The sequence below is a fragment of the Spirillospora sp. NPDC127506 genome (genome assembly GCF_040302145.1).
Taxonomy (GTDB): Bacteria; Actinomycetota; Actinomycetes; order Streptosporangiales; family Streptosporangiaceae; genus Spirillospora.
Window position 1 is genome coordinate 36,225 of the sequence record NZ_JBEORG010000010.1, and the last position, 17,703, is coordinate 53,927.

Sequence of the window (17,703 nt, forward strand, 5' to 3'; positions counted from 1 at the left end):
AGGGCCCGGCGGGAGCCCGAGAAGGGGGAAGGTCATGACGGAGACGGTGAGCGGCTCGTCGGCACGGCGCGGCAAGGGGGGCCGCAAAGGGCTGAAGATCGAGCGCATTTTCACCACGCCCGGCGTGCACCCGTACGACGAGCTGCGCTGGGAGCGTCGTGACGTCGTCATGACCAACTGGCGGGACGGCTCGGTCAACTTCGAGCAGCGCGGCGTCGAGTTCCCCGACTTCTGGTCGCTGAACGCCGTCAACATCGTCACGTCCAAGTACTTCCGCGGCGCGGTCGGCACCCCGCAGCGGGAATGGAGCCTGAAGCAGCTCGTCGACCGCGTCGTCCGCGTGTACGTGGAGACGGGCCTGCGGGAGGGCTATTTCGCCTCCGAGCAGGACGCCGAGATCTTCGACCACGAGCTGAAGTACGCCCTCGTCCACCAGCTCTTCAGCTTCAACTCCCCGGTCTGGTTCAACGTCGGCACCAAGTCCCCGCAGCAGGTGAGCGCGTGCTTCATCCTGTCGGTGGACGACACGATGGAGTCGATCCTCGACTGGTACAAGGAAGAGGGCGTCATCTTCAAGGGCGGCTCAGGCGCCGGCCTGAACCTCTCCCGCATCCGGTCCAGCAAGGAGCTGCTCTCCTCGGGCGGCACCGCCAGCGGGCCCGTCTCGTTCATGCGGGGCGCCGACGCGTCCGCCGGGACGATCAAGTCGGGCGGGGCGACCCGGCGCGCCGCGAAGATGGTCGTGCTGGACGTCGACCACCCCGACATCGAGGAGTTCATCGAGACCAAGGCGCGCGAGGAGGACAAGATCCGCGCGCTGCGGGACGCCGGGTTCGACATGGACCTCGGCGGCCGGGACATCAGCAGCGTCCAGTACCAGAACGCCAACAACTCCGTCCGCGTGTCGGACGAGTTCATGCAGGCCGTGGAGTCCGACGGCGAGTTCGGGCTGCGCGCCCGCATGACGGGCGAGGTCATCGAGACCGTCAAGGCCAAGGACCTGTTCCGGCTCATGGCCAAGGCCGCGTGGGAGTGCGCCGACCCCGGCATCCAGTACGACGACACGATCAACGACTGGCACACCAACCCCGAAACCGGGCGTATCACCGCAAGCAACCCGTGCAGTGAGTACATGAGCCTGGACAATTCGTCCTGCAACCTCGCGAGCATCAACCTGCTGAAGTTCCTCACCGACGCGGGCACGTTCGACGTCGCGAAGTTCGTGAAGCTCACCGAGCTGATCATCACGGCGATGGACATCTCGATCACGTTCGCCGACTTCCCGACCGAGAAGATCGCCGAGACGACCCGCGACTACCGGCAGCTCGGCATCGGCTACGCCAACCTGGGCGCGCTGCTGATGGCGACGGGGCACGCCTACGACTCCGAGGGCGGGCGGTCCCTCGCCGCGGCGATCACGTCGCTGATGACGGGCGTCGCCTACAAGCGCTCCGCCGAGATCGCCGGCGTGGTGGGGCCGTACGCGGGCTACGCGCGCAACGCCGAGGCGCACAAGCGGGTCATGCGCAAGCACGCAGCCGCCAACGACGGCATCCGCACGCTGGACGAGATGGACAAGGCGATCCACGCCGCCGCCGCCAAGCAGTGGGCGGACTGCCTCAAGGCCGGCGAGAAGCACGGCTACCGCAACGCCCAGGCCAGCCTGCTCGCTCCGACCGGCACCATCGGGCTGATGATGGACTGCGACACCACCGGCATCGAGCCCGACCTCGCGCTGATGAAGTTCAAGAAGCTCGTCGGCGGCGGGTCCATGCAGATCGTCAACCACACGGTGCCGCGCGCCCTGGAGAAGCTCGGCTACCAGCAGGAGCAGATCGAGGCGATCGTCGAGTACATCGCCGAGCACGGCCACGTGGTGGACGCGCCGGGGCTGCGTCCCGAGCACTACGAGGTGTTCGACTGCGCGATGGGCGAGCGGGCGATCAGCCCGATGGGGCACGTCCGGATGATGGCGGCCGTCCAGCCGTTCCTGTCCGGCGCGATCTCCAAGACGGTCAACATGCCGGAGTCGGCCACCGTCGAGGACATCGAGAAGGTGTACTTCGAGGGCTGGCGGCTCGGCCTGAAGGCCCTGGCGATCTACCGCGACAACTGCAAGGTCGGCCAGCCCCTGTCGGCCGCCGGCAAGAAGGCGAAGGAGGCGCCGGCGGAGGCGGCGGCCCCCCGCCCGGTCCGCAGGCGGCTGCCGAAGCAGCGTCCCGCGACCGTCACCCGGTTCTCCGTCGCCGGCGCCGAGGGCTACATGACCGCCTCGTCCTACCCGGACGACGGCGTCGGCGAGGTGTTCCTCAAGCTCGGCAAGCAGGGCTCCACGCTCGCCGGCGTGATGGACGCCTTCTCCATGGCGATCTCCATCAGCCTGCAGTACGGCGTCCCGCTGGAGACGTGGGTGGAGAAGTTCACCAACATGCGGTTCGAGCCCGCCGGCATGACCGACGACCCCGACATCCGCATGGCGACCTCGGTGATGGACTACATCTTCCGCCGCCTGGCGCTGGACCACCTCCCCTACGAGGAGCGCGCGGGCCTCGGCATCTTCACCGCCGAGGAGCGCGCGATGCAGGCCAACGGCGAGGATCCGGCCGCCCTGCACGCCGAGGACGAGGTCGACCGCGAGTCGCTCGCCCAGTCCGCCGAGATCAGCAAGCCGGCCGCCCCGGCCCCGGCCGCCCCCGCGCACGAGGCCCACTCGTCCGTGGAGGCGATCGAGAGCCGCCAGGGCCGCACGGCCGACGCGCCGCTCTGCCTCACCTGCGGCACGAAGATGCGCCCGGCCGGCAGCTGCTACGTCTGCGAAGGCTGCGGCTCCACCAGCGGCTGCAGCTGACGCCTGCCTCCTCCGCCCGGTAAGTACCTCGCGTACTTACCGGGCGTTGGCGTTCTTGGGAGCACCCAGGGTGGCGGCGTCTTCAGGAGGGCTCGGGCTTGTCGTCGGTGGGGGACTTGATCGGCTGGGTGGTCGAGGAGCGGCGGCGTTGGGAGGTCTTGCGGCGGCTCGCCACCAGGAGGTCGTCCTCGGAGCCGTCGGGGGACGGCTTGTCCGGGGCCGGTTCCGGGGCGGTGACGGCCTTCGGGCTGCGGCGGGGCTTCTTCGGCGGCTTCAGTTCGGCCTGGCGGAGGGATTCCACGAAGCTCGCTGCGTCGTCCTCGTCGTCGGCGTCCGGGCCGGTCCGGCGCTTGCCGGTGATCCACTGGTCGACGGTGAGGCGGCCGCCGCCACCCGCGGCGAACAGGAGGCTGGCCATGCCGAGGGCCACGACGAGCTCGTAGCCGTTCTGCACCGTCGCGCCGTCCACCACGAACAGGCCCTGGTCGGCGTGGACGAAGACGAACGCGCCGGCCATGTCGATGAACAGCAGGGCGCCCGTGACGGGCAGCCCGAGGCCGGCGATGAGCGCCGCGCCGCCGAGGAGCTCGACGAACGCCGAGTAGACGGCGGCGGCGGTGGGCAGCGGCACGCCGAGGTCGTCGAACGTACGGCCGGTCGCGGTGATGCCCGCCTCGATCTTCTGCCAGCCGTGCGCCATGAAGACGATGCCCACGCCGAGCCGCGCGAGGACTGCCACGACGTCGTAGAGCGGCCGAGAGCGCATGCGGTCGACTCCTTCAGCACGGGGATGGGGCCCGGTTAGACGGAGAGTATGACGGCCTGTCCGGAGATATCGCGAACGTCGCAGGTGACGGCTATGGTCGGCGGGTGAGGACGCGGTCGAGAAGATCGTGGTGACCGGCTACGAGGACGAGCCGCGGGGTGTCATGGTGGAGGGCTCGGACGGCGGCGGGCGGTTCGAGGAGGTCGTCCTGCGGCCGCACGTGACGCTGGCCGACTCCGGGCAGGCCGGGAGGGCCGCCGAGCTGCACGAGAAGGCGCATGAGCTCTGCTTCATCGCGAACTCGGTCAACTTCCCCGTCCGCCACGAGGCGAGCTGGGGGTAGGTCAGCGCGTCCGGCCGCGGGGCTTCAGGCGCGCCGCCGGCATGGGCGGTGCGGGGAGGCGGTCGCCGCGGTAGCCCTCCACCGCGCCGAAGCGGTCGCCCGTCATCCAGTCCTCGCGGGCCTGGGCGATCTCCTCTCCGGCTCGGGCGATGAAGTTCCACCACATGACGAGCTTCTCCTCGAACGGCTCGCCGCCCAGCAGGACGAAGCCGCCGGGCCCGTCGGCCCGCAGCGGCAGCTCGCGGCGTCCGGAGCCGAGGTAGAGCATCGAGCCGGGTTCGACCCGCTCGCCGTCGATCTCGATGGCGCCGGACATGGTGAGCGCCGCGTACTCGAAGTCCGGCTCGACCGGCAGGCGCACGTCGGCGCCGTCTTCCAGGGCGATGTCCGCGCCCATGATCGGGGTGAACGCGGTGCCGGGGGAGGCGGCGCCGTCGAGTTCGCCCAGCAGGAGAGTGGCGGTGAAGCCGGGGGCGGTGACCACGGGCAGGTCGGGGTGGAACTCCCAGGCGGGGTCGGTGTGCCGGTGGGCGTCCGGGAGCGCGACCCAGAGCTGGGCGCCGTGCAGGACGGGGGAGTGGTCGCGCGGCGACTCCTCCGAGTGGGCGATGGCGCGGCCGGCGGTCATCAGCCCGAGCTGCTTCGGGCGGATGGTCTGCAGGCTGCCGAGGCTGTCGCGGTGCAGGACCTCCCCGCCGTGCAGCCAGCTGACGGTCTGCAGCCCGATGTGCGGATGCGGCGGCACCTGCATGCCGGGCTGGTCGGTGATGTCGTCCGGCCCGTAGTGGTCGACGAAGCACCACGCGCCCACCATCCGCCGCCCCAGGCTGGGCAGCAGCCGGCGGACGACGGTGCTCTCGCCCAGCGGGACCCGGCGCGGCGGCAGCAGTTCGTGGACGGGCCCACCCGCCACGTCGTCGCGTCCGCCGCACTGCACCGGCTTCGGCCGGACATCGAGATTGCTCACCGCAACCGCCCTTCCCACAACGCCGTCCCTTAACGATGCCCTACCGCCTCCCCGGTTGAACCCGCGGAATGGGGTGTGCGGGCGCCGGGTTCACCTCTATGTGATGCACGGTGAGTACAAGGTCCCCGGTGGCAAGCTCGTGGTCGCGGACGTCGACGTCGTCGACGGTGTCCTGCGCAACCCTCGGATCAGCGGCGACTTCTTCCTCGAACCGGACGCGGCCCTGGACGCGATCAACGGCGTCCTCGACGGGCTGCCCGCGGCGCTGGACGCCAGGGCGATCGGCGTCCGCGTCCAGGCGGGGCTGCCGCGCGGCACGGTGATGCTCGGCATCACCGCCGAGGCCGTCGGCATCGCGGTGCGGCGGGCCGTCGCCAAGGCGTCGGACTGGCGCGACCACGACTGGCGGCTGGTCCACGAGCCGCCGCAGGAACCGGCCCTGCACATGGCGCTCGACCAGGTGCTCGCCGAGGAGGTCGGCGCGGGCCGCCGCCCGCCGACGCTGCGGGTGTGGGAGTGGGCGTCGCCCGCGGTGGTCATCGGCAGCTTCCAGTCGCTGCGCAACGAGGTGGACGCCGCGGCGGCGGAGCGGCACGGCGTCGAGGTGGTGCGGCGCATCAGCGGCGGCGGAGCGATGTTCATCGAGCCCGGCAACACGATCACGTACTCGCTGTACGCGCCGGAGACGCTGGTCGCCGGGATGTCGTTCGCGGAGAGCTACGCGTTCCTGGACGACTGGGTGCTCGGCGCGCTCGGCGGGCTCGGGATCAAGGCGTGGTACCAGCCGCTGAACGACATCACGTCCGACAACGGCAAGATCGCCGGTGCGGCGCAGAAGCGGCTCGCGTCGGGCGCGGTGCTGCACCACGTGACGATGGCCTACGACATCGACGCGGAGAAGATGCTGCAGGTCCTGCGCATCGGCCGGGAGAAGATCTCCGACAAGGGGATCGCCAGCGCGGTGAAGCGGGTGGACCCGCTGCGGCGGCAGACCGGCCTGCCCCGCGAGGAGATCATCGACCGCATGATCGGGCACTTCCGGTCCCGGTACGGCCTCACCGGCGACCGGGTGGGCGAGGACGAACTGCGCCTGGCCCGCAAGTACGTCACCGACAAGTTCGCCACTCCGGAGTGGACGGCCCGCATCCCCTGACGCGCGCGGCCGGGGCGGAACCCTGGCGCGCCGCCGTGCGTCCTCCTCATGGCAGGTCGCGGGCGTGCGGCGGCACGCCGTAGGTTGGTGACGTCGGCCGATGATGAGGAGCGTTCATGTCGATGCAGAAGGGCGCCAACACCGCGGTGCCGGTTCCCTCGGTGCGGGTCGAGCTGGGCTGGCAGGCCGGTCCGGGCGTGCCGGACGCGGACGCGTCGGCGCTCCTGGTGACCGAGGCCGGGCGGGTCCGGTCCGACGACGACTTCGTCTTCTACAACCAGCCGGCGCACGCCTCCGGCGCGGTGCGGCACGAGGGCAAGCAGCAGGGGCCGACGGTCCTGGACGTCCTGTCGGTGGACCTGAGCCGGGTCGAACCCGCCATCGACAAGATCGTCATCGCGGCGTCCGCGGACGGCGGGACGTTCGGCCAGTTCCAGGGCCTGTACGTGCGGGTCGTGGACGCGGCGGGCGGCACGGAGGTCGCCCGGTTCGACAGCCCCGGCGCGACCACGGAGACGGCGTTCGTGCTCGGTGAGCTGTACCGGCGGCAGGGCGCGTGGAAGTTCCGCGCGGTCGGCCAGGGGTACGACTCGGGCCTCGCGGGCCTGGCCACCGACTACGGCATCTCGGTCGACGACCCGGGCCAGGCGGCACCGCCGCCGCCCCCGCAGCCGGTGCGGCCGCCCGCCCCTCCGGCGCCCCCGCAGCCGCAGTACGCGCCGCCGCCTCCGCCGCCCGGCGGCCAGTACGCGCCGCCCCCTCCGCCGCCCGGCCAGTACGCGCCGCCGCCTCCGCCGCCAGGCGGCCAGTACGTTCCGCCTCCGCCGCCGCCTCCACCGGGCCAGTACGCGCCGCCGCCTCCCCCAGGTGGTCAGTACGCGCCGCCGCCTCCCGGCCAGTACGCGCCCCCGCCCGGCCCGGCGCAGCCGCAGCAGCAGGGCGGCAAGATCTCCCTGACGAAGAACGCCCCGTCGGTGTCGCTCACCAAGCACGGCGCGACGGGCGGCCACATGCGCGTCAACCTCAACTGGACCGCCCGCGAGGGCGCCGCCAAGGGGCGGCTCGGCAAGCGCCGCCGCGGCGTCGACCTCGACCTCGACCTGTGCTGCCTCTGGGAACTGCAGGACGGCCGCAAGGGCATCATCCACGCGATCGGCGACATGGGCGCCCTCGACCGTGCGCCGTTCATCAAGCTCGACAAGGACGACCGCACCGGCGCCATCGAGTCGGGCGAGAACCTCCACATCAACCTCGACCACACCGGGGACTTCAAGCGCATCCTGGTGTTCGCCGAGATCTACGACGGCGCCGACGACTTCCGCGGCCTGGACGCGATCGCCACGCTGTTCCCGGTGGGCGCGCCGCCCATCGACATGCGGATGGACGACTGCGTGGACGGCTCCCGCGACGCGGTCCTGGCGCTCATCGAGAACGTGAACGGCGAGCTGGTCGTCCGCCGGGAGGGGCGGTTCATCCTGCCGCCTCCCGGCCGGCCGCGCTGGGGCAAGATGGCCGTCGACCAGGCGTACGGCTGGAACCTGGAGTGGGTCGCCTCGCGCGGCAAGGACTGAGCGGCGCTCACGCGGCCTTCAGCTGCTCCGCCAGCTTCTTGTCGTGGGCGACCCGCACGAGGGCCGCGGTGAACCGCGCCAGGTCCTTGCCGGGGACCTTCTCGGCGAGCTCGCCGGCGTCGGTGGGCAGGCCGAGCCGTTCGGCGCCCTTCTTGACCTGGTCGTCGATGTGGGGGCGCAGCCACGGCCAGATGGCCTGCGCTTCGCGGAAGAAGATGTCCACGCCGGTGGGGCCGATGCCGGGGAACTCCTGCAGCAGCTCGGCGGCCTTCTTCGGGTCGCGTCCCGACTCGATGGCGAGGCGCCGCAGGTCGCCCTTGTACTTGTCCTGGACGATCTCGGCGGTCTCGCCCAGGCGGGACGCGGTCGACTCGTCGTAGCGGACGTAGTGGCCGCGCCCGAGCGCGTCCACCCGGTCCTGCCACGACAGCCGGCTCATGCCGCGCGCGGTTCCGCCGCCGGCCGCGAACAGTTCGCGGGCGGCGGACACCGCGATGTCCGCCGAGATGCGCGCGCTCAGCAGGTTGGCCAGGACGAGCAGCTTGAACAAGGCGGCAGGCTGGTCCTTCAGCGTTATGCCGGCCTCCTCGGCGAACGTCTGGCCGGACTCGCGCAGCAGCTTCTTCACGACGGCATCCATGGCATGTACCTCCCGTGGATGGCGCCTACCCGGCCAGGCCGCGATGACTCCCCGGGAGGGTCTCGCAGGGACTCACAGGAGGCTGAGCTGCCCTTCGCCGGCGAGCGGGTCGCGGTGCTTCTTCAGGTGCCGCCAGCGCGGGAGGTCGTCCAGGTACGACCAGGACATCCGGTGGTGCGGCGTGGGCCCGTGCTCCTCCAGCGCCTTCTGGTGGACGGGCGAGGGGTATCCGGCGCTGTCGGCGAACCCGTAGCCGGGGAACTCGCCGTCCAGTTCCGCCATCAGCCGGTCGCGGTGGACTTTCGCCAAGACGGACGCGGCGGCGACCGTGACCGACCTCTGGTCGGCCTTGATCTCGCACCGGACGCGCCAGGGCCGGCCCAGGAAGTCGTGCTTGCCGTCCAGGATGACCACGTCGGGCCGGGCGGGCAGCGATTCCAGCGCGCGGACGGCGGCACGCCGCAGCGCCTCGGTCATGCCGACCTCGTCGATCTCCTCGGGCGACGACGCGCCGATCGCATGCCCGGCGAGCCATCTGGGCAGCAGGCCGGCGAACGCCTCGCGGTGCGCCCCGGTGAGCAGCTTGGAGTCGGTCAGCGCGACGGTCTTCTCGCCGCGCCCCGGCAGGACGGGCGGCGGGCTCAGGTCGGTGACGGCGGCGCACACCACGACGGGTCCGGCCCAGGCGCCGCGGCCGACCTCGTCCACCCCGGCGATCGTGACCGGGCGCGCGGCCCGCAGCTCGTCCTCGATCTCGTAGCCCGCGGCGCGCGGGATCCCCGCGGAGGCGGGGCCGGGGTCGAGCCCGGGGAGGGCGTCGCCGGTCGTGTCGGTCAAGGAGGCTCCTCTAGGACGCGTGGACTCACGAGCGCAGCGGCCGGCGAACGCGGGAACCTGCGAACGCGGAACCCTGCGAACGCGGGGCTCACGACCGCATGAACGCCGCGATCGCGTGGCCGAGCCGCTCCCCGTCGTCCTCCTGCAGGAAGTGGCCCGCGCCGTCGATCGTAGGGTGCTCGATGCCCTGCGCGCCCGGAACCAGCTGCTTGAACAGCGGGGCCATCGCCCCGGTGATGGGGTCCTTGTCGCTGAAGGCGACCAGGAACGGCTTGTCCCACGCGCGCAGGACGTCCCAGGCGTCGCGGTTCGGCTGCGCCTCCGGGTCGTCGGGTTCGGCGGGGACGAGCGCGGGCATCGCCCGCGGCCCCGCCTTGAACGACTCGTCCGGGAACGGCGCGTCGTAGGCGGCGCGCACCTCGTCGGTCAGGGCGGTGCGGCATCCGGCGGCGATGTTGCGGGCGATGTCGAACTCGGCGGCCGTGCGGACGGACTGCCGGAACCTCAGCCACGTCTCCGGCATCGGGAAGTCGCCCGTGGGCAGGCCGGTGTTGGCCACGACGACGCGGGAGAACCGGTCCTGGTGGGCGGTGACCAGGCGCAGGCCGATGAGGCCGCCCCAGTCCTGCCCGACGAGGGTGACGTCCCGCAGGTCGAGGGCGTCGAACACCAGCGAGCGCGTCCATTCGATGTGGCGGGCGTAGGTGTGGTCGGTCATCTCGGCGGGCTTGTCGGAGCGCCCGAAACCGACCAGGTCGGGCGCGACGACGCGGAGCCCCGCGCCGGCCAGGACCCGCATGACGCGGTGGTAGAGGAACGACCAGCTCGGCTCGCCGTGCAGGCACAGCACGACGGGGCCGTCGGAGGGGCCCGCCTCGACGTAGGCCATCCGCAGCGCGCCGTCGCCGTCCAGGGCGGGCACGTCGGCGTAGCGCGGTTCGTAGGGGAAGTCCGGGAGGTGGTCGAAGCGCTCGTCGGGCGTACGCAGGATCCGCATCCGCCCATCATGGCAGCGGCCGGCGGACGCGCGTCAGAGCCAGCCGTTGTGCCGCGCGGTGCCCACCGCCTCGATGCGGTTGCGCGCGCCCGTCTTGCCGATCGCGGCGGACAGGTAGTTCCGGACGGTGCTCTCCGACAGGTGCAGCCGCGCGGCGATGTCGGCGACGGTGGACCCGTCGGCCGCGGCCGACAGCACGTCGCGCTCCCGCTCGGTCAGCGGGTTCGGGCCGACCGACAGCGCCGCCGCGGCCAGCGCCGGGTCGACGACCTGCTCCCCGGCCAGGACGCGCCGCAGGGCCGTGACCAGGTCCTCGATAGGGCCGTCCTTGACCAGGAACCCGCTCGCCCCCGCCTCCATCGCGCGGCGCAGGTAGCCGGGCCGCCCGAACGTGGTCACGATCAGCACCTTGCACGCGGGCAGCTCGCGGCGCAGGTCGGCGGCGACGTCCAGGCCGCTGCGGCCGGGCATCTCGATGTCGAGCACGGCGACGTCCGGGCGGGTGCGCAGCGCCTCGGCCAGCACCTGCGCGCCGTCGCCGACCTCGGCGACGACCTCGACGTCCTCCTCCAGGCCGAGCAGCAGGGCGAGCGCGCCGCGCATCATGCCCTGGTCCTCGGCGAGCAGCACTCTGATCACGTCGCTCATTGTCCACCCGCGCCCCGCGCCGCGCCGGCGGGGACGGTGACGGTCAGCAGGAACCCTCCTCCGGGCGCGGGGCCGGCCCGGACCGTGCCGTCGGCCGTCGCCACCCGCTCGGACAGCCCGCGCAGCCCGTGGCCGCCGCGGGCGCCCGGCCCGTGCTGCCCGGACGCGCCGGCCCCGTCGTCCCGCACCTCCAGGACGGCCCGGTCACCGTCCGCGCGGACGGTGATGTCGCAGTGCGCGGCCCCGCTGTGCCGGATCACGTTGGTGACCCCTTCGCGGACCGCCCAGCCGAGCAGCGCGTCCGTCCCGGCCGGCAGCGGCGGTCCGGTGCGGCGGATGGCGGCCTCCACGCCGGCGTCCGCCAGCGCCGTGCGGGCGGCGTCCAGCTCGCCGGCCAGGCCGCGGCCCCGGTACCCGCTGACCGCCTGCCGGACCTCGTCCAGGGCCTCCCGCCCCACGGTCTCGATGTCGGCGGCCTGCCGGGCGGCCACCGCCGGGTCGCGCTCGGCGATGAGCCGGACGGCCTGCGCCTTCACCACCATCAGCGACAGCGTGTGGCCGAGCAGGTCGTGCAGGTCGCGGGAGAAGCGCAGCCGCTCGCGCGCCACGGCCGCCTCGGCGAGCTCCTCCCGCGCGTCCCGGAGCAGGCCGATGACGGTGAACAGCCGCAGGATCACCGCGGTCACCACGCCGGCCGTCGCGGTGCCGTACCAGATCGCGGCGAGGGCGCCGCCGTCCTCGCCGCCCGCCCAGCCGACCAGGGCGCTCAGCGAGGAGACGCCGCCGACGCCGGCGAGCATCGCGAGCTCCGGTCCGCCGCGCCGCGGCAGGTGCCCGACGAGGACGCCGGTGGAGAGCCCCAGCAGCGGGAACAGCGTGTACCACCGGCCCTGGAAGCCCAGGGACGCGGCGGCCGCGGCCGCCGCCTGGGCGGTCAGCAGCACGATCGGCACCCGTATGGGGAAGCGCCCGTCGAACGAGGTGCGGATGACGGCGACGTGCAGGAACGCGAACACCAGCAGCGCCGCGACGGCGAGCCACACGGGACGGGCGCGGCCCTGCGCCACGTCCCACAGCGGCCAGACCAGGATGATGAGCCAGAACACGAAGACGTGGCCGCGGGGTCCTTCGCGGTCCAGCGTGTCCAGATCCAGGTCGGGCACGCGCCTTCGCGGAGTGCCCTTCCATGGGATCACCTGTCGTTCTCCTCGTTCACGTTGCCACGGTATGCGGACGCCCCGCTCACGGGCTGCGGGCTCGTTCACAGGGTTCGGGTGGAGCGCCGGTAGCCGAAGGCGGCGAAGGCCACGAAGACGCCCGCCCACAACGCCAGCAGCATGACGCCGGCCGGCGTCGGGGCATGACCTTCGGTGACGCGCCAGGACAGCTCGCCGTAGCGGTTGATCGGCGTCGCCGCCCCGATGTCCTGCAGCCACCCGGGGAACCTGGTGATCGGCACCCACAGGCCGCCCAGCAGGGACAGGCCCATGTAGCAGGTCAGCGCGGCCATCTGCGCCTGCTGCGCGGTGAACAGGTACCCGAGGCCGATCCCGAGGACCGCCATGGGCGCGATGCCCGCCCACAGCAGCGCGACCACGGCCGCCCACTGGCCGGCGCCGAGCGACACCCCGTTCACCAGCGCGCCGGCCAGGCAGATCGACACGATCGGCGGGACGGCGACGACCATCGCGCACAGAGTCCGGCCGACGACGACCTCGGAGGGGCGCAGGGGCAGCAGCCGCAGCTGCCGTATCCAGCCGAGCGGCTTGTCCTCGGCGATGGACACGCCGTTGTTCAGCACGGCCCCGACCGCGCCGAAGCCCGCCATGCCCACCATCGCGTAGACCGCGCCCGCGTGCTCGGACTTCCCGGTCAGGTCGAGGTTGGTGAACACCAGGTACATCGTGAGCGGCGATATCAGGCTCATCACGAGGTAGCCGGGGTCGCGCAGCAGCCGCACCATCTCCAGGCGGACGTAGGACAGGATCATCGCAGGGCCTCCTTCTGTCCGGTGAGGGCGAGGAACGCCTCTTCCAGGCCGGCCCCCGTCACCTCGAGGTCGCGGACCATCCCGGCCTCGGCCAGCGCCAGGACCGTCGCGTCCGAGTCGGTGGTGTGCAGCAGCACGCGGCGTCCCCGCACCTCGCTGCCGACCACGCCGGGAAGGCCGTCCAGCGCCGCCGCCGGCCCGTCCAGGTCGAAGGCGACGGTGCGGCCGGGGACGCGCCGCTTGATCTCCTCGCTGGTGCCGTCGGCGATGACGCGGCCCCGGTCGATGACCACGATCCGGTCGGCGTAGTCGTCGGCCTCCTCCAGGTAGTGGGTGGAGAACAGGATCGTCCGCCCGTGCTCGGCGTAGGAGCGCACGCTCGCCCACAGCTCGCGCCTCGACTCGATGTCCAGGCCCGTCGTCGGCTCGTCCAGGACGAGGAGGTCGGGCGCGCCCGCCACCGCGATCGCGAACCGGACGCGCTGCGCCTGCCCGCCCGACAGCCGGTCGGCCCGCCGCCCCGCCAGGTCCGCGACGCGCGCGGTCTCCATCAGCTCGTCCAGCGGCGGGACGGCCCGGTCGCGGGCCTTCGCCGCGTAGGCGCGGCGGACGAAGCCGAGCAGCTCCCGGACGGTCACCCCGCCGATCAGCCGGCCCGTCTGCGGCATCGCGCCCACGCGGCCGCTGCGCACCGCCCGCTGCGGCGCCGTGCCCAGCAGCCGCACCTCGCCCGCGTCGGGCGGGATCAGCCCGAGCAGCATCGCGATGGCCGTGGACTTGCCCGCGCCGTTCGGGCCGAGGAGCGCCACGGACGTCCCCCGGTCGAGGCGCAGGTCGAGGCCGTCGACCGCCCGCACCGTCCCGTAATCCTTGGTCGCGCCGGTGAAGAGCACCGCCGGTTCCGCCGTTCTGACTTCCATGCCTCGGACGTTACGGATTCGGCCGGTGCCGGCAGCAGATGCGAACCTCCACTTCTGGACAGTACAAATGTCCTGGTCCCGGCGGCGGGGTGAGCCGCGCCCCGCCCCAGGCAGGGTGGGCGGGCGCCAACGAACCGGGCGCGGGGAGTCCCGTTCCGGGCGGTCCTGCGCTTTACTCGCCTTGATGGCTTTGTTCGACAGGTCCCGCTCCCGCCCGGCGAAGGACGCCGCGGCGCGGGATCTTTTCGAGCGCCTGCGGGTGCGCTACTTCCACATCGCGCCGGGGCTGCGGTTCCTGGGCGGGCTGCTGCTGGTGGCGCTGGTCCTGGCCGGCGCGGTCGTGCTCGACGGGCCGTTCCTCGGCGCGGCGGCGGGCGCGGTCGTCCTGCTGGTCGCCGTGCACCTGACCCTGCGCTCGCCCACGGGCATGGCGGTCGTCGCCGTCATCGCGTCCTGGGTCGCGCTGTCCCTGCCCCTGGGCGGGCTCTATCCCGGCGGCGACGACCTGTCGTACCTGAGCCCGGCGGTGCTGCTGGCCGCGCTCGCCGTGCCCGTGGCCGCGGCCGCGTTCCGCCTGCGCGGATACGCGCCGTGGAGCACGACACTGCTCGCGCTCGCCGCCGCCGGAGCCGCGACGGCGGCGACCGCCCACGTGGTGCCGCAGGCCAGTGCGGCGCCTGGCTGGGCCGCCGCCCTGGCCGTCCTCGCCTACCGGTGGGACCGGGCGCGCCGCACGGTGCCCGCCGAGGCGTACGAGACCGGCTGGGTCCAGGAACAGGCGAGCCCGAAAGGGGACGCGATGCCGCCGGGCCCCCGCAAGAACCCGACCGGCCCGCCCCATCCCGACCGGCCGGACAGGAAGCCGGCCAGGTCCGACCGGCGCGGCCCCGGCGACGAGCCCGCCGCCGCGGCGGGCCCCCCGCCCGCCCACCAGGGCGCCGCCCCGCGGGGCGGCGGGGGCGGGGGGGGGGCGGGGCGGCCGGCCCCCGCCGCGCGGCGGCCCGCCCCCCGGGCCCCGCCGGCCCCCCCCCCCCCCCCCCCCACGCCCGGGCCCCCGCGCCCGCCGGCGCCCGCCCCCGCCCGCCCCCACGACCTGCTGCCCGACGACGGTCCCGCGTCCGACTTCGCGACCGCGGAGCTGCTGTGCCAGGTGCTGGACGCGGCGGCGGCGTCGGGCAGCGAGCCGTCCGGAGCGTTCCTCACCCCGGTCGCGCTGGCGCCCGCGTTCACGGTGGCCGAGCGCAGCGAGCGGCGCTGGCGGCCGATCGGGCGGCTGCACGACGCGCCGCAGCAGGCCCGCGAGGCGCTGATCACCTACTTCCGGCACGTGGTGCCGGCGGTGGAGAGCCCGGCCGAGGCGGACATCGCCCGGTTCGCCGAGGCGGCGGACCTGCTGGAGGACGAGACCCGCCGCAACGGCATCGCGGTCGCCGGCCGCCGGTTCCGCATCGTGCGGATCGAGCGCATCACCCTGATGGGCCCGGACGGCCCCGAGCCGCCGCGCCCGACCGATTTCGACGCCCGCTGACCGGCCGTCCGGCGGCAGGGCGTCCGGCGGCAGGGCGTCCGGCGGCAGGGCGTCCGGGCCCGCCCTCGGGGGTCAGGACGCCGGGTCGGCGTAGGCGGGCCGGTGCTCCTGGACGGAGTCGGCCAGGTGGTCGGCCAGCTCGTCCACGTCGAGGCGCTTCTCGATCCTGCGCAGGTCGTCGATCTTGGCCTTGGTCTCGGCCCGGCGCGGCGCGAGCATGGTGCAGCAGTCCTCGTCGGGCAGCTCGGAGATCGACAGCGTGCGGATGCGGCGCGCCTGGTCCATGATCTCGCTCTTGTCCATGCCGACCAGGGGCCGCAGGATCGGCAGCTCCACGGCGTCGTCCAGCGCGGTGATGTTGGTGAGCGTCTGGCTGGACACCTGGCCGAGCGCGTCGCCGGTGATCAGTGCGGCGCCGCGCAGCCGGCGCGCGACGACCTCGCCGGTGCGCAGCATCAGCCGGCGCTGCGCGATCACGGCCAGCCGGTCGGCCCCGGAGGACTTGATCTGCTGCTGCGCCTTGCCGAACGGCACGACGAACAGCCGGGACCCGCCCTGGAACTTGTCCAGCTCGCGGACGAGCGCGTACGCCTTGTAGATCGACTCCGGGCCGGTGAACGGCATGCCGGAGAAGTGCAGGTAGTCGACGCGCAGGCCGCGGCGCATCATCCGGTACGCGGCGACCGGCGAGTCGATGCCGCCGGACATCAGCACGAGCGCGCGGCCGCTCATCCCGACGGGGAGGCCGCCCTGGCCGGGCAGGCCGCCGGAGTAGACGAACACCTCGTCGCGGTCGACCTCGATGGACAGGGTGTGCTCGGGGTCCTTGAGCTTGACGGGCTGCCCGTAGCGGCCGGCGACGAGCCCGCCGATGTGCCGGTCGAGCTCGGTGGAGGTCATCGGGAAGCGCTTGTCGCGGCGCCGGGACCGGACGGCGAACGTGCCGGTGCGGCCGTCCATGAGCTCCAGCGCGGCGCGCTCGACGCTGGCGAGGTCCTTGCCGACGCGCCAGGCGCGGTGCGCCCACACGATGCCCATGACGTCGGTCACCCGCTGCGCGACCCGCTCCATGGTCGCCGGGTCGGCGTCGTGCTTGCGGATGATGAACACGCCGTGGCGGCGGACGACGTCCACGCGGGCGATGGGCCGGACGGCCCGGCGCACGTTGTCGGCGAGGCGGCGCTCGAACTGCTCGCGGTTCTTGCCCTTGAGGACGACCTCGCCCAGTTTGAGCAGCACGCACGGCTCGCCGTCGACCGGCGACTGCTCCCGGACGTCCGCCGGCGCGGTGTCGAGCGTGGTCATGCGTGGTCCTCCTGGCGGGAACAGGTCGAGGGGTGAGCTTCTAGTGTGGCCCACTGTGGGCAACACCGCGACCCGGAAGACGTGTTCCCGCCGGGAGGCGGGGATCAGCCGAAGAAGACCTCGGCCTCGGCGTAGCGCTCCAGCGGGACGGTCTTCAGCTCCTTGGTCGCCTCGTCCAGCCCCACGCGGACGATGTCGGTGCCCCTGAGCGCGACCATCTTGCCGTAGTCGCCGTCCTTGACCGCGTCGATGGCCTGCAGGCCGAAGCGGGTGGCGAGGACCCGGTCGAACGCGGTGGGGGTGCCGCCGCGCTGGATGTGCCCGAGCACGGTGGCGCGGGCCTCCTTGCCGGTGCGCTTCTCGATCTCGTCGGCGAGGGCCTGGCCGATGCCGCCGAGCCGGACGTGCCCGAACGCGTCGCGCTCGCCGGTCTGCAGCTGCATCTGCCCGTCGACCGGGTGGGCGCCCTCGGACACCACGATGATCGGCGCGTACCGCGTCTTGAACCGGCTCTCCACGTACTGGCAGACCTTCTCGATGTCGAAGGGCCGCTCGGGGATGAGGATGACGTTGGCGCCGGCGGCCATGCCGACGTGCAGCGCGATCCAGCCCGCGTGCCGGCCCATGACCTCGCAGATCAGCGCGCGGTGGTGGCTCTCGGCGGTGGTGTGCAGCCGGTCGACGGCCTCCATGCCGATGTTCACCGCGGTGTCGAACCCGAAGGTGTAGTCGGTCGCGTTCAGGTCGTTGTCGATCGTCTTCGGGACGCCGATGACGTTGACCCCGTTGGCGTACAGCTCGCGGGCGACGCCGAGGGTGTCCTCGCCGCCGATCGCGATGAGGGCGTCCACGCCGAGCCCGGCGAGGTTGTCCTTGATCCGCTCGATGCCGCCCTCGACCTTGATCGGGTTGGTCCGGGACGAGCCGAGGATCGTCCCGCCGCGCGGCAGGATCCCGCGCACGGCCTGCACGTCGAGGGCCACGGTGTCGCCTTCGAGGGGCCCGCGCCAGCCGGCCCGGAAGCCCACGAACTCGTAGCCGAAGACCTGCACGCCCTTGCGGACGACCGCGCGGATCACCGCGTTCAGACCGGGGCAGTCCCCGCCGCCGGTCAGCACTCCGACACGCTTGCCGTCTCCTTCTCCAGCCACCGGGCTCCTCCCTCGAGTTCACATGCTCCGACTGTGGCA

16 protein-coding genes are annotated in these 17,703 nt (G+C 73.1%); 5 read left to right on the forward strand and 11 right to left on the reverse strand.

Features of this window, described 5'->3' with window-relative positions:
• Window positions 1–34 precede the first annotated feature (34 nt).
• Window positions 35–2,848: a vitamin B12-dependent ribonucleotide reductase gene (locus tag ABTW95_RS12680; protein ID WP_500226321.1), complete on the forward strand. Its 2,814-nt coding sequence runs from the start codon at window positions 35–37 to the stop codon at window positions 2,846–2,848.
• Window positions 2,849–2,930: 82 nt separating this feature from the next.
• On the opposite strand, the gene ABTW95_RS12685 is transcribed toward ABTW95_RS12680, so the two are convergent.
• Window positions 2,931–3,614, reverse strand: coding sequence for a DoxX family protein (locus ABTW95_RS12685; protein ID WP_500226322.1), 684 nt, complete (start codon window positions 3,612–3,614; stop codon window positions 2,931–2,933).
• Window positions 3,615–3,744: 130 nt separating this feature from the next.
• On the opposite strand from ABTW95_RS12685, the gene ABTW95_RS12690 reads away from it, so the two are divergent.
• Window positions 3,745–3,957: an OsmC family protein gene (locus tag ABTW95_RS12690; protein ID WP_500226323.1), complete on the forward strand. Its 213-nt coding sequence runs from the start codon at window positions 3,745–3,747 to the stop codon at window positions 3,955–3,957.
• Between the two features lies 1 nt (window position 3,958).
• Here ABTW95_RS12690 and ABTW95_RS12695 read toward each other — a convergent pair whose 3' ends face one another.
• Window positions 3,959–4,924 carry a pirin family protein gene (locus ABTW95_RS12695; RefSeq protein WP_396449925.1) on the reverse strand — a complete coding sequence of 322 codons (966 nt, stop codon included), beginning with the start codon at window positions 4,922–4,924 and terminating at the stop codon, window positions 3,959–3,961.
• Window positions 4,925–5,027: 103 nt separating this feature from the next.
• Here ABTW95_RS12695 and lplAB point away from each other — a divergent pair, with 103 nt between their 5' ends.
• Together lplAB and ABTW95_RS12705 are read left to right on the forward strand one after the other, a co-directional pair.
• Entirely contained in the window at window positions 5,028–6,077 is a 1,050-nt protein-coding gene (gene lplAB / locus ABTW95_RS12700; protein WP_396449924.1) for a lipoate-protein ligase LplAB, read from the forward strand.
• A gap of 116 nt (window positions 6,078–6,193) precedes the next feature.
• Window positions 6,194–7,648, forward strand: a complete 1,455-nt coding sequence (locus tag ABTW95_RS12705; protein WP_500226324.1) for a TerD family protein — start codon at window positions 6,194–6,196, stop codon at window positions 7,646–7,648.
• A gap of 7 nt (window positions 7,649–7,655) precedes the next feature.
• Here ABTW95_RS12705 and ABTW95_RS12710 read toward each other — a convergent pair whose 3' ends face one another.
• The 7 genes from ABTW95_RS12710 to ABTW95_RS12740 form a co-directional block, all read right to left on the reverse strand.
• A complete protein-coding gene (locus tag ABTW95_RS12710) occupies window positions 7,656–8,288 on the reverse strand; it encodes an HhH-GDP family DNA glycosylase (protein ID WP_396449922.1) in 633 nt (210 codons plus the stop codon).
• A gap of 72 nt (window positions 8,289–8,360) precedes the next feature.
• On the reverse strand, window positions 8,361–9,125 hold the full coding sequence (gene rnhB / locus ABTW95_RS12715; protein ID WP_500226325.1) for a ribonuclease HII: 765 nt from the start codon (window positions 9,123–9,125) through the stop codon (window positions 8,361–8,363).
• An 88-nt stretch (window positions 9,126–9,213) separates the two neighbouring features.
• On the reverse strand, window positions 9,214–10,122 hold the full coding sequence (locus tag ABTW95_RS12720) for a haloalkane dehalogenase (protein WP_500226326.1): 909 nt from the start codon (window positions 10,120–10,122) through the stop codon (window positions 9,214–9,216).
• 33 nt (window positions 10,123–10,155) lie between these two features.
• Entirely contained in the window at window positions 10,156–10,761 is a 606-nt protein-coding gene (locus ABTW95_RS12725) for a response regulator transcription factor (RefSeq protein WP_500226327.1), read from the reverse strand.
• Window positions 10,762–10,766: 5 nt separating this feature from the next.
• Window positions 10,767–11,933, reverse strand: coding sequence for a sensor histidine kinase (locus ABTW95_RS12730; protein ID WP_500226328.1), 1,167 nt, complete (start codon window positions 11,931–11,933; stop codon window positions 10,767–10,769).
• Between the two features lie 98 nt (window positions 11,934–12,031).
• Window positions 12,032–12,760, reverse strand: a complete 729-nt coding sequence (locus ABTW95_RS12735; protein ID WP_500226329.1) for an ABC transporter permease — start codon at window positions 12,758–12,760, stop codon at window positions 12,032–12,034.
• The gene (locus ABTW95_RS12740) at window positions 12,757–13,680 is read right to left on the reverse strand and encodes an ABC transporter ATP-binding protein (protein WP_396449916.1); all 924 of its coding nucleotides are present in this window, start codon (window positions 13,678–13,680) and stop codon (window positions 12,757–12,759) included. The genes ABTW95_RS12735 and ABTW95_RS12740 overlap by 4 nt, the downstream gene beginning before the upstream one ends.
• Window positions 13,681–13,864: 184 nt before the next feature.
• Between ABTW95_RS12740 and ABTW95_RS12745 the strand changes: the two genes are divergently transcribed.
• Window positions 13,865–15,208, forward strand: a complete 1,344-nt coding sequence (locus ABTW95_RS12745; protein WP_500226330.1) for a DUF5954 family protein — start codon at window positions 13,865–13,867, stop codon at window positions 15,206–15,208.
• Between the two features lie 72 nt (window positions 15,209–15,280).
• Here the strand turns inward: ABTW95_RS12745 and thiI are convergent, their stop codons facing one another.
• On the reverse strand, window positions 15,281–16,513 hold the full coding sequence (gene thiI / locus ABTW95_RS12750; RefSeq protein WP_396447181.1) for a tRNA uracil 4-sulfurtransferase ThiI: 1,233 nt from the start codon (window positions 16,511–16,513) through the stop codon (window positions 15,281–15,283).
• A gap of 104 nt (window positions 16,514–16,617) precedes the next feature.
• Window positions 16,618–17,664 (reverse strand): 6-phosphofructokinase, encoded by a 1,047-nt coding sequence (locus tag ABTW95_RS12755; RefSeq protein ID WP_396447182.1) that lies wholly within the window; start codon window positions 17,662–17,664, stop codon window positions 16,618–16,620.
• Window positions 17,665–17,703 lie beyond the last annotated feature (39 nt).